Source organism: Streptomyces sp. HM190, assembly GCF_009857135.1.
Lineage (GTDB): Bacteria > Actinomycetota > Actinomycetes > Streptomycetales > Streptomycetaceae > Streptomyces > Streptomyces heilongjiangensis.
In genome coordinates this window covers 6044129-6056386 of the sequence record NZ_CP047318.1, presented here as the reverse complement: position 1 = coordinate 6056386, position 12258 = coordinate 6044129, and the positions used below count along the sequence as shown (strand labels likewise).

The 12258-nt window shown below is 71.8% G+C and carries 10 protein-coding genes; 7 read left to right on the top strand and 3 right to left on the bottom strand.

The genetic code is table 11. From position 1 onward, the window contains the following. Nucleotides 1-42 precede the first annotated feature (42 nt). The 4 genes from GSY65_RS26040 (at nt 43) to GSY65_RS26025 (ending at nt 3802) form a co-directional block, all read left to right on the top strand. Nucleotides 43-1821, top strand: coding sequence for a sensor histidine kinase (locus GSY65_RS26040; RefSeq protein WP_159773207.1), 1779 nt, complete (start codon nt 43-45; stop codon nt 1819-1821). Beyond that, nucleotides 1818-2504 (top strand): response regulator, encoded by a 687-nt coding sequence (locus GSY65_RS26035; RefSeq protein ID WP_159773205.1) that lies wholly within the window; start codon nt 1818-1820, stop codon nt 2502-2504. Before GSY65_RS26040 ends, GSY65_RS26035 begins: the two co-directional genes overlap by 4 nt. A gap of 199 nt (nt 2505-2703) precedes the next feature. After that, a complete protein-coding gene (locus GSY65_RS26030; protein ID WP_159773203.1) occupies nt 2704-2841 on the top strand; it encodes a hypothetical protein in 138 nt (45 codons plus the stop codon). A 145-nt stretch (nt 2842-2986) separates the two neighbouring features. Continuing rightward, nucleotides 2987-3802 carry a helix-turn-helix domain-containing protein gene (locus GSY65_RS26025; RefSeq protein ID WP_236580051.1) on the top strand — a complete coding sequence of 272 codons (816 nt, stop codon included), beginning with the start codon at nt 2987-2989 and terminating at the stop codon, nt 3800-3802. 99 nt (nt 3803-3901) lie between these two features. Here the strand turns inward: GSY65_RS26025 and GSY65_RS26020 are convergent, their stop codons facing one another. Beyond that, nucleotides 3902-4927 (bottom strand): ATP-dependent 6-phosphofructokinase, encoded by a 1026-nt coding sequence (locus GSY65_RS26020; RefSeq protein WP_159773199.1) that lies wholly within the window; start codon nt 4925-4927, stop codon nt 3902-3904. A gap of 338 nt (nt 4928-5265) precedes the next feature. On the opposite strand from GSY65_RS26020, the gene pta reads away from it, so the two are divergent. The 3 genes from pta (at nt 5266) to pyk (ending at nt 10132) form a co-directional block, all read left to right on the top strand. Beyond that, nucleotides 5266-7353 (top strand): phosphate acetyltransferase, encoded by a 2088-nt coding sequence (gene pta / locus GSY65_RS26015; protein ID WP_159773197.1) that lies wholly within the window; start codon nt 5266-5268, stop codon nt 7351-7353. A gap of 32 nt (nt 7354-7385) precedes the next feature. Then, entirely contained in the window at nt 7386-8591 is a 1206-nt protein-coding gene (locus GSY65_RS26010) for an acetate kinase (protein ID WP_159773195.1), read from the top strand. Nucleotides 8592-8701: 110 nt separating this feature from the next. Beyond that, complete coding sequence (pyk, locus tag GSY65_RS26005) at nt 8702-10132, top strand: pyruvate kinase (protein WP_159773193.1); 1431 nt, start codon at nt 8702-8704, stop codon at nt 10130-10132. 113 nt (nt 10133-10245) lie between these two features. Here pyk and GSY65_RS26000 read toward each other — a convergent pair whose 3' ends face one another. Continuing rightward, a complete protein-coding gene (locus tag GSY65_RS26000; RefSeq protein WP_201452673.1) occupies nt 10246-11601 on the bottom strand; it encodes a hypothetical protein in 1356 nt (451 codons plus the stop codon). Next, nucleotides 11591-12229, bottom strand: a complete 639-nt coding sequence (locus GSY65_RS25995) for a DUF6114 domain-containing protein (protein WP_159773190.1) — start codon at nt 12227-12229, stop codon at nt 11591-11593. Before GSY65_RS25995 ends, GSY65_RS26000 begins: the two co-directional genes overlap by 11 nt. Between the last annotated feature and the right edge of the window lie 29 nt (nt 12230-12258).

Below are 12258 nucleotides of genomic sequence, written 5' to 3'. Positions count from 1 at the left end.
GTTCATTTAGTTCACGCTGACGCGTCCGTGCAGACTGTTGCCATGCGCGTCGCGTCCCTCCTCAGACCCCGCAGCCTGGCCGGTCAGCTGTTCGCCGTACAGGCCGTGCTGATCGCGGTCGTCGTCGCGGGATGCGCGCTGTTCACGTACGTCAGCGACCGGAGCCAGGCGGAGGACGCGGCGGGCCGCCAGGCCCTGGCCGTCGCCGCCGCGGTCGCCGACGCGCCCTCGGTGCGGGCCGCGATCCACACCGACGATCCGACCGCGCTGCTCCAGCCGTACGCCACCGAGGTGCAGCGGCACGCGGGCGTCGACTTCGTGACGATCATGACCCCGGACGGCATCCGCTGGACGCACCCCGTCCCCGAGCGGATCGGCCGGCGCTTCGTCGGCCACATCGAGCAGGCGCGGCAGGGCGGCACCATCACCGAGACCTACACCGGCACCCTCGGCCCGTCCGTGCGCGCGGTCACCCCGATAAAGGAGGACGGGCGGGTCATCGGCCTGGTCAGCGCCGGGATCAAGGTGCAGGCGATCAGCGACCGGGTCCAGGGGCAGGTGACGGCCCTGCTCGGGGTGGCGGCCGGGGCGCTCGCCCTCGGCGGTGTCGGCACGTACGTCGTCAACGCCCGGCTGCGCCGCCACACGCACAACATGAACGCCGCCGAGCTGAGCAACATGCACGACTACCACCAGGCCGCGCTGCACGCCGTGCGTGAGGGGCTGCTCATGCTGGACGGCCAGTACCGGGTGGCGCTCATCAACGACGGCGCGCGGGAACTGCTGGGGGTGACGCAGGACGTGATCGGCCGCTCGGTGGCGGACCTGGGCCTGCCGGCGCCGCTGACGGGTGTCCTGCTGTCGTCCGAGCCGCGGGTGGACGAGGTCCTGCTGACCGCCGAGCGGGTCCTGGTCGTCAACACCTCGCCCGTGTCGGGCGGGCAGCGCCGGGGCACCGTGGTCACCCTGCGGGACGTGACCGAACTGCAGTCCGTCATGGGTGAGTTGAACTCCGAACGCGGCTTCACGCAGGCCCTGCGCTCCCAGGCCCACGAGGCGGCCAACCGCCTCCACACGGTCGTCTCCCTCATCGAACTGGGCCGCTCCGACGAGGCGATCGACTTCGCGACCGCCGAGCTGGAGCTGGCGCAGGCGCTGACCGACCAGGTGGTGGCCGCTGTGACGGAGCCGGTCCTCGCGGCGCTGTTGCTGGGGAAGACGGCACAGGCGAACGAGCGGGGCGTGGAACTGGTGGTGTCGCAGGACAGCCGCATCGACGACGGTCTGCTCCCGCGGTCCCTCCCGGCGCGGGACCTGGTGACGGTGCTGGGCAATCTCATCGACAACGCGGTGGACGCCGCGCAGGGGACGACGGGGGCACGGGTGACGGTGACGGCGTACACGGACGGGGCACGGGGGCCGGCCGGCGGGCCGGACGACCCGGCGCGGGGCCCGGTGCTGGTGCTGCGGGTCAGCGACACGGGCGCGGGCGTGGACCCGGCGTACCGGGACTCCGTCTTCGAGCGCGGCTTCTCCACGAAACCGTCCGGTCCCGGCGGCCGGGGCCTCGGGCTGGCCCTCGTCCGCCAGACGGCGCGCCGCCACGGGGGCACCCTGACCGTGGCGGAGGCGCCCGGGGGCGGGGCGGAGTTCGAGGTCCGGCTGCCGCTGGGCGCGACCGAGGCCGAGGCCGGCCGGGCGGACGCGGCCGACCCCGCCGCGGTCACCCGGCCCCTCCAGGTCCGGACCGACCAGAGCCACCGGGACCGGGGCCCCCGGGCCGCCGTGACCGATGCCGTGCCGGGAGGCGACGACGTATGACCGGTGCGGATCCCATCAGAGTCCTCGTCGTCGAGGACGACCCAGTCGCCGCCGACGCCCACATGATGTACGTCGGCCGCGTCCCCGGCTTCACGGCGGTCGGCAAGGCCCACACGGGCGCGGAGGCCCGCCGTGCCCTGGAGCGCATGCCGGTGGACCTGCTGCTCCTGGACCTGCACCTGCCCGACGTGCACGGTCTGCAGCTGGCGCGCTCGCTGCGCGCCGCCGGACATCACGCCGACGTCATAGCGGTGACCTCGGCACGGGACCTGACGGTCGTCAGGGAGGGCGTCTCCCTGGGGGTCGTCCAGTACGTCCTCAAGCCCTTCACCTTCGCGACGCTCCGCGACCGGCTGGTGCGCTACGCCGAGTTCCACGCGGCGGCGGGCGAGGCCAGCGGCCAGGACGAGGTGGACCGGGCACTGGCCACCCTCCGCGCGCCGGGCCCGGCAGCCCTGCCGAAGGGCCTGAGCGCGCCCACCCTGGAACGGGTCACCGTAGCCCTCCGGGACGCCTCGGAGGGTCTGACGGCCGCCGGCGTCGCCGAGGCCGTGGGCATCTCCCGGATCACGGCCCGCCGCTATCTCGAACACCTGGTGGACGCGGGCCGGGCACGCCGCGAACCGCAGTACGGGCAGGTGGGGCGCCCGGAGTTGGTGTACCGCTGGGTGCGCAAGGAGTAGGACGCCCCGGCCGGGGCCGCTGCACACACATGGACCTGACTGGACCACTGCTCGTACCGTCACCGGGCACCCATCCTGGGCACAACTCGTAGGGTCCGTCGTTCGGATCACGCCGACCGCGCGCCACGGCAGCACCCTGGCGACCGCGGCCCGGGGGTGATCAGAACGGCAGGCGCCTGCCGGCAGGAGGGTCGTGCCCGTGCGCCCCACCGCACCCCCCTCCGCCGTTCCCCTCCGCCTCTCCGGGGCCCTCGCGGTCACCGCGCCCGGTGCTCTCGCCTGCGTGGCCCGCCGGTCGGGCGGTGGCTTCGCCCTGGGCGGCGCGGTCAAGGGCTGACCCGGTCGGGGGAGCGGGCGGTACGGCCGTGCCCCACACCAGTCACTCGAACCACAGGGATCACAGAACCCGGAGGTTCGCACCATCCGTGATTGTGGCCGAACAGCCCGTAGTCACCGCAGCCCCGCGCCCCTACGGTGTGCGCGTGCACCGACGCTCAGCCCGTGAACGGCAGCCCCAGCTCCCGCACCGTCGCCCCACACGTCCGAGCCCCGATCCCCTACCGGGCCCGGCCCCCGGCCCCGACCCGTACGGGACCCCGGAACACCAGGCCCCCACCCCACCGTTCGACGCCGCCGCCGCCCGCAGACTCCGCGCCGCCCTCGGCATGGGACCCGAGCACGTCGCCTACGGCATGCGGTCCGCGTACGGCCTCCCCTATGTCACCCCGGACCTCGTGCACGCCTGGGAACGCGGCACGGTGGCCCCGACGAGCCCCGAACTCACCGCACTCGCGGGCGTGTTGTGGTGCTCACCGAGTGAACTCATAGCAGCGCCGCGGACCTTGCGCGAGCACCGCATGGCCCAGGGAACCGCTCCCGAGGACGTGGCCCGCGCGCTCGGCATGGACCTGAACGCCTACCTCCACATGGAGGAGACCGGTGAGTGGCGCGGCAGCGAACGGCAGGCCACCGCCCTCGCCGAGCTGCTCGACCTCTCGCTCCCCGAGCTGGTCGTCGTCACCGGACGGCAGGCACGCCTCACCGAGCTGCTCCACGACGCGGTAGGCACCCGCTGGCAGGCGTACGTCCGGCCTACCGCCAAGCTGCTGTCCCTCGACCGGCGCCTCCTGGAGGACGTCCTCCAGGAGATGCACCTCGACTACCAGGGAAGGATGAGCGCCAGTCCCACCTGGGCCAACGGCACCGCGGCGACCGACGCGGGCGCCGCCGGCCGCGACTACCTCGAACGGATCACCGATCACTTCTGGTCACTGGTCCGCCGGGCGGCGGCCTACTAGACCGCGCGTCCCCGACCCGTGCGTGGGGGACGCGCGCCCCCGGCCACGCGTCGCACGGCGGACCGGACGCCGCCCCGCGCGCCCCGCCGGGCCGGGCGGCTAGAAGACCGACTCCGCCTCGTCCATCCGGTCCTTCGGGACCGTCTTCAGCTCGGTCACGGCCTCCGCGAGCGGCACCATCACCACGTCGGTGCCGCGCAGCGCGGTCATCCGGCCGTACTCGGCGCGGTGCGCGGCCTCCACCGCGTGCCAGCCGAAGCGGGTGGCGAGCACCCTGTCGTACGCGGTCGGGGTGCCGCCCCGCTGCACATGCCCGAGGATGACCGGCTTGGCCTCCTTGCCGAGGCGGCGCTCCAGCTCGTACGCGAGGGCGGTGCCGATGCCCTGGAAGCGCTCGTGGCCGAACTGGTCGATCTCGCCGTGGCCGTAGTCCATCGAGCCCTCGGCGGGATGGGCGCCCTCGGCGACGCAGATGACGGCGAACTTCTTGCCGCGCGCGAAGCGCTCCTCGACCATCTTGACCAGGTCGGCCGGGTCGAACGCGCGCTCGGGCAGACAGATGCCGTGCGCACCGGCGGCCATCCCGGACTCCAGGGCGATCCAGCCCGCGTGCCGGCCCATGACCTCGACGACCATCACCCGCTGGTGGGACTCGGCGGTCGTCTTCAGGCGGTCCATCGCCTCCGTGGCGACCCCGACCGCCGTGTCGAAGCCGAAGGTGCGGTCCGTCGACGAGATGTCGTTGTCGATCGTCTTCGGCACGCCCACGACCGGCAGGCCGGCGTCACTGAGCATCCGCGCCGCGGTGAGGGTGCCCTCGCCGCCGATCGGGATGAGGACGTCGATACCGAACCGGTGGGCCATGTCCTGCGCGTTCTCGCACGCCTCGCGGAGGCGGTCGCGCTGCAGGCGGGAGGAGCCCAGGATCGTCCCTCCGCGGGCCAGGATGCCGCCGACGTCCTCCAGGTCGAGGGTGCGGTAGCGGCCGTCGAGCAGGCCGGCGTAGCCGTCCTCGAAGCCGATGACCTCGTCGCCGTAGTGGGCGACCGCTCGGTGCACGACCGACCGGATCACTGCGTTCAGGCCAGGACAGTCGCCGCCTGCGGTCAGAACTCCGATGCGCATCGTGCTGTGTCTCCTGCTCGTCCTGCTGGGTGCTGGTACTGGTGAGCCGATCCGATTGTTTCACGCCTCGCAGGGGGTGACGCGCCCGCGAAACCCGCCGCCGGTCGCCCGGGAGCCCCTCCCCCACCCTGCCGACCTGATGGGCGCCTTATCCACCCCCGGAGGTATTGTCAAGAGGGTTTCCGTCCGCCGCGGCGGTGCTTTCTGCACCCCCGTCCCACCCAACGGAGACACTGCCCGACGGCGCTGAAGAACCCCTTGAGCGACACTCGCGGCACCACCGAACCACCCGCCGAGCCCGACATGCAACCGAACCCGACATGAAACGGAGAGCCCACGTGACGCGCAGCGTGTACGTGACCGGGATCGACCGCGGCGACGGCCGCCAGGTCGTCGAGCTGGGGATCATGGAGCTCCTGACCCGCCAGACCGACCGGGTGGGGGTGTTCCGGCCGCTGCTGCACCACGGCCCGGACCGGCTCTTCGACCTGCTGCGCGCCCGGTACCGGCTCTCGCAGGACCCGGCCGGCGTGTACGGCATGGACTACCACGAGGCGTCCGCCCTCCAGGCCGAGCGCGGCACGGCCGAGCTGGTCGCGGCGCTCGTCGACCGGTTCCACGCGGTGGCGCGGGACTACGACGTCGTGCTCGTCCTCGGCACCGACTTCGCGGACACCCAGTTCCCGGACGAGCTGTCCCTCAACGCCCGTCTCGCGAACGAGTTCGGGGCGTCGGTGATCTCCGTGGTCGGGGGCCGCAAGCAGACCGCCGAGTCGGTGGTCGCCGAGACGCACAACGCGTACCGCGCGTACGAGGGCCTCGGCTGCGACGTGCTCGCGATGGTCGTCAACCGGGTCGAGCCCGCCGACCGGGACCTGATAGCCGAACGGCTCACGGACGCCCGGCACCCGCTGCCCGTGCCGTGCTACGTCGTCCCGGACGAGCCCGCGCTGTCCGCGCCGACGGTCGCGCAGATCACCCACGCGCTCGGCGGCAAGGTCCTCCTCGGCGACGACTCGGGGCTCGCCCGTGACGCCCTGAACTTCGTCTTCGGCGGGGCGATGCTGCCGAACTTCCTGAACGCGCTCACCCCCGGCTGCCTGGTCGTCACCCCCGGGGACCGCGCCGACCTGGTCGTGGGCGCCCTGGCCGCCCACAGCGCGGGCACCCCGCCGATCGCGGGGGTGCTGCTGACCCTCAACGAGCGGCCCAGCGACGAGGTACTCACACTGGCGGCGCGGCTCGCGCCCGGCACCCCGGTGGTCGCCGTGGAGGGCGGCTCCTTCCTCACCGCCTCCGAACTGTTCTCCATGGAGGGCAAGTTGAGCGCGGTCACCCCGCGCAAGGCGGAGACCGCGCTCGGCCTCTTCGAGCGGTACGTCGACACGGCCGAGCTGCGCACCCGAGTCTCGGCGCCCAGCAGCGACCGGATCACCCCGATGATGTTCGAGCACAAGCTGCTGGAGCAGGCCCGTGCCGAGCGGCGCCGGGTCGTCCTCCCCGAGGGCACCGAGGAGCGGGTGCTGCACGCGGCGGAGGTGCTGCTGCGGCGCGGGGTCTGCGACCTCACCCTCCTCGGCCCCGTCGACCTGATCCGCAAGAAGGCCGCCGACCTGGGCATCGACCTCGGCGACAGCATGCTGGTGGACCCGGCGACCTCCGCGTGGCGGGACTCCTTCGCGGAGAAGTACGCGCAGTTGCGCGCCCACAAGAACGTCAGTGTCGAGCTGGCGTACGACGTGGTGTCCGATGTGAACTACTTCGGCACGCTGATGGTCGAGGAGGGGCTCGCCGACGGCATGGTGTCGGGGTCGGTGCACTCCACGGCCGCGACCATCCGGCCCGCCTTCGAGATCATCAAGACCAGGCCGGACGCGGGCATCGTCTCGTCGGTGTTCTTCATGTGCCTCGCCGACAGGGTGCTGGTCTACGGCGACTGCGCGGTGAACCCGGACCCGAACGCCGAGCAGTTGGCCGACATCGCCGTCCAGTCCGCCGCGACGGCACAGCGGTTCGGGGTGGAGCCGCGGATCGCGATGCTGTCGTACTCCACGGGGACCTCCGGTTCGGGCGCCGACGTCGACAAGGTGCGCGAGGCCACCGAGATCGTCCGCGCCCGGCGGCCGGACCTGCTGATCGAGGGGCCGATCCAGTACGACGCCGCCGTGGAGCCGAGCGTCGCGGCGACCAAGCTGCCGGGCTCCGAGGTCGCCGGGCAGGCCACCGTGCTGATCTTCCCGGACCTCAACACCGGCAACAACACCTACAAGGCGGTGCAGCGTTCGGCCGGCGCCCTCGCGGTCGGGCCGGTGCTGCAGGGCCTGCGCAAGCCGGTCAACGACCTGTCCCGGGGCGCCCTCGTCCAGGACATCGTCACGACCGTCGCCATCACCGCCATCCAGGCCCAGACCCCCGCGGCCCCGTGACCCGCACCGACGACAGAAGGCACACCACCACCGTGACCGCCACCCGCGTCCTCGTCCTCAACTCCGGTTCCTCCTCGGTGAAGTACCAGCTCCTCGACATGCGGGACAGCACCCGGCTGGCCGTGGGCCTGGTGGAGCGCATCGGCGAGCAGGGCTCCCGGCTGAAGCACACCCCGCTGACCGACGGGGGCGGGAGCCGGGAGCGCTCCGTTGCGATCGCCGACCACGCGGCGGCCCTGAAGGCCGTCGCCGAGGAGCTGGCCAGGGACGGGCTCGGCCTCGACTCCCCGGAACTGGCGGCCATCGGGCACCGCGTGGTGCACGGCGGGCAGAGCTTCACCGAGCCGACGGTCATCGACGACGCCGTGCTCGCCGAGATCGAGCGGCTGATCCCGGTGGCGCCGCTGCACAACCCGGCCAACCTGATGGGCATCCGCACGGCCCGCGCGCTGCGCCCGGACCTGCCGCAGGTCGCCGTGTTCGACACGGCGTTCCACACGACGATGCCGGAGTCGGCGGCGCGCTACGCGATCGACGTGGCGACCGCCGACGCCTACCGGGTGCGCCGCTACGGCTTCCACGGCACCTCGCACGCGTACGTCTCGCGGGCCACCGCGGCGCTGCTGGGCAAGGCGCCCGAAGAGGTGAACGTGATCGTGCTGCACCTCGGCAACGGGGCGTCCGCGTCGGCCGTGCGCGCGGGGCGGTGCGTGGACACCTCCATGGGGCTGACGCCTTTGGAGGGGCTCGTGATGGGTACGCGCTCCGGAGACATCGACCCGGCCGTCATCTTTCATTTGATGCGCGTTGGCGGAATGTCCACGGATGAGATCGACACTCTCCTCAACAAGAAGAGCGGTCTGATCGGGCTGTGCGGCGACAACGACATGCGGGAAATAAGCCGGCGTATCGACGAGGGCGACGAGCGGGCCGAGCTCGCCTTCGACATCTACATTCACCGGCTGAAGAAGTACATCGGCGCCTACTGCGCGGTGCTCGGCCGGGTGGACGCGATCGCGTTCACCGCGGGCGTCGGGGAGAACGCGGCGCGGGTGCGTCAGGCCGCTCTCGCGGGCCTGGAACCGCTGGGACCGGCGGTGGACGCCGACCTCAACGCGGTGCGGAGCGACGAGGCGCGGCTGATCTCGCCGGCCGGTGCCCGGGTCGCCGTCGCGGTGGTGCCGACGGACGAGGAACTGGAGATCGCGGCACAGACGTACGCCCTGGTCGACAGATGAGCAAAGCAGTCGGGAAATACACGCCGGTAACACGATTGAGCGCATAGCCGCCCATGTGCATTCCGCCAGACGGAATATTCCGCAGCGAAACAAACCGATAGGATCGTCCCATGCGCCGTTCGAAAATCGTCTGTACTCTCGGCCCCGCGGTCGACTCCCACGAGCAGCTTGTCGCCCTGATCGAAGCCGGCATGAATGTGGCCCGCTTCAATTTCAGCCACGGCAGCCACGCCGAGCACCAGGGCCGGTACGACCGGCTCCGGGCCGCGTGCGCCGAGACCGGCAAGGCCATCGGTGTCCTCGCCGACCTCCAGGGCCCCAAGATCCGTCTGGAGACCTTCGCCGAGGGACCGGTGGAGCTGGTGCGCGGTGACGAGTTCACCATCACCACCGAGGACGTGCCGGGCGACAAGCACATCTGCGGTACGACGTACAAGGGCCTGCCCGGCGATGTCTCGGCCGGCGACCAGGTCCTCATCAACGACGGCAACGTCGAGCTGCGGGTCATCGAGGTGGACGGCCCGCGGGTGCGCACGGAGGTCGTCGAGGGCGGTGTCATCTCGGACCACAAGGGCATCAACCTGCCCGGCGCCGCGGTGAACGTGCCGGCGCTGTCCGAGAAGGACGTCGAGGACCTCCGGTTCGCGCTGCGGATGGGCTGCGACCTGGTGGCGCTCTCCTTCGTGCGGGACGCCGACGACGTGCAGGACGTCCACAAGGTGATGGACGAGGTGGGCCGCCGGGTCCCCGTGATCGCCAAGGTGGAGAAGCCGCAGGCGGTCGAGAACATGGAGGACGTCGTGATGGCGTTCGACGGCGTGATGGTCGCCCGTGGCGACCTGGCCGTCGAGTACCCGCTCGAGAAGGTCCCCATGGTGCAGAAGCGGCTCATCGAGCTGTGCCGCCGCAACGCCAAGCCGGTGATCGTGGCGACCCAGATGATGGAGTCGATGATCACCAACTCCCGTCCGACCCGCGCCGAGGCGTCCGACGTCGCCAACGCGATCCTGGACGGCGCGGACGCGGTCATGCTGTCGGCGGAGTCCAGCGTGGGCGCGTACCCGCTGGAGACGGTCCGCACGATGTCGAAGATCGTCTCGGCGGCCGAGGACGAGCTGCTCGCCAAGGGCCTCCAGCCGCTGGTGCCGGGCAAGAAGCCGCGCACGCAGGGTGGTTCGATCGCCCGTGCGGCCTGCGAGATCGCCGACTTCCTCGGCGGCCGGGCGCTGGTGGCCTTCACCCAGTCCGGTGACACCGCCCGCCGGCTCTCCCGCTACCGCGCGTCGCAGCCGATCATCGCGTACACCACCGACGAGTCGACCCGGAACCAGCTGGCGCTCAGCTGGGGCGTGGAGTCGCACGTGGTGCCGTTCGTGAACAGCACCGACGAGATGGTGGACCTGGTCGACCACGAGATGCTCAAGCTGAACCGCTTCACCGAGGGCGACATCGCCGTCATCACGGCCGGCTCGCCCCCCGGCGTGCCGGGCACCACGAACATGGTCCGGGTGCACCACCTGGGCGGCGGCGCCCGCGACTGACGCCGCCGACGCCGTACGACAGCACCGAGGGCGCCCCTGCGAACAGGGGGCGCCCTCGGTGTGCTGCGGCTCCCGGACGGGTCCTGTGCGGCGCCGGCGCGGCGCCGGCGGGCTCAGTCGGTGGTGAACTGGTGCAGCCCGGGCACGGTGAGCGTCCCGCCGAACTGGCCCGCCTGGACCACCTTCACCTTGGTGAAGTAGATCAGCGGGATGTTCAGCGGCGGCGGGTGCTTCGGGTCGAAGGTCACCGGGATCAGACCGAGCAGGTTGCCGGAGATGCTCTCCGTGTACATGATCGTCTTGCCGTCGCGGATCGTGGACGTGCTGCCCTTTCGGGCCTGCACGTGGTAGGTGACGCCGGCCTGCTTGTCCTCGACCGTCTGGTGGAGGTCGCCGATGTCGGTGCCGTCGGAGATGACGTACTTCAGCACCTCCTTGACCGAGCCGTCGGCGGTCCGGACCTTGACGATGCCCTTGTAGTCGGCGCCCTTCAGCAGCAGGGAGCTGGCGTTGAGGTACCAGGGGTCGTTCGGCAGGGCGGGTATGCCCTTCTCGACCCCGCTCTCGTCCTCGGTGGCGACCGGGCAGTCGTCGGCGTTCACCTGGTCGCCCGGCGACGGGGTGGGGCTCGGGGTCGCGGTGGCGTCGGCGGCCGTGTCCTCGGCGTCGTCCTTCGCGTCCTTCGCCGCGTCCGTGACGTCCTTGGCCTTGTCGGTCACCGTGTCGGTGGCGTCGTCGGCGGTGTCCTTGGCGTCCTTGCCGGCCTTCCCGGCGTCGGATCCGGTGTCACCTGCGGTGTCGCCGTCGGTGTCCGCGGAGGCGGAGGGGGACGGGGTGGCGGACGGCTCGGGCGTGGTGTCCTCGGTGTCCTTCTCGGGCACGAAGATGTCCTCGAGCGCGTCGCCGATGTCCTCCAGGACGTTGCCGCCACCCGCTTCCTCGGCGGAGGGCGTGGGCGACGGGGTGGCGTCGGAGGCGGACGTGTCGGCGGGGTCCGTGGTGGACTCGTCCGCGTCGCCCTTGTCGTCGGAACCTGAATCCGACGAAGAGGAGTCGCCGTCCGCGGACTCGCCGCCGGACGCCGGGTCACCGCCGCCGGTGGAGGTGTCCTCGTCCTTCGCGCCGTCGTCCGTGGACGTGTCGTCGCCCTCCGGGGCGGAGGCGGACGGGGTGGGGGTCGGTGAGGCGGACGAGTCGGTGTCCTCGTCGGCGGCTTCCAGGGCCGCGACGCAGTCCTTGTACTCGTCGGCCGTCAGGCTCTGCTTCGTCGGGTCCTCGGCGCGGGCCAGGGTGGGCGTGAAGCCCATGCCCATGAGGACCGCCGTCGGCATCGCCGCCAGGGCTATCGCCTTGCCCGCCGGCATGTTCAGCCGGGTGAGAAGGGGCTTCTTGGGCGCCGCGTGCCGCGGTCCGGTTCTCGCACGGGACTCTCCCACCGAAGTCCCGTGGGTCACCTTGTCAGCCGGCACTGTGCCTCCCGTTCGTCCCGTTCGTGGGGGTGGTACCTGACAGGTCGTCGTCCTCGCCGCGCGCCGCCCCGTGCGTCGAGTCCGCCGTCGCGGGCCCGGGGGCGTCGCCCTTGACCAGGGGCACCGCACCTTGTTGTGCCGTGTGCTCCGGGGCCGTGCCCTGGGGAGCCGTGTCCGGCGCGGCCGCGGCGCGCGTCGGGGTCTTGTACGTGGACGACACCCGCTCCTCCTCCTGGCCGGGCGCCCAGGCGATGGCCAGCGCACCGCCGATCAGGGAGAGCAGGAAGCCGAAGCCGAAGCCGCCGAGGTTGGAGACCGGGATGGACACGAGCGCCAGGAGGATCGCCGCCGTACCGGCGAAGGTGCGTACGTGCCGCTGGAACCACAGACTGATCCCGAGCACCACCAGCAGCACGCCGATGATGAGGGAACCCGCGCCGCCCGTCGTCGACATGGCGAGCGTGAGGTGACCGATCTGCAGGTTCGCGTACGGCAGGTACATGATCGGGAAACCGCCGAGCAGTACCAGCAGGCCCGCCCAGAAGGGACGCGAGCCCCTCCAGTCGCGGAAGCGCCGCCGAAAGGCGCGGAGATAGTCTTCGTTCTGCCCCGTTGACTCGGCGCTCATGGACAACAGCTCCCTGGAACGGTGTTGCT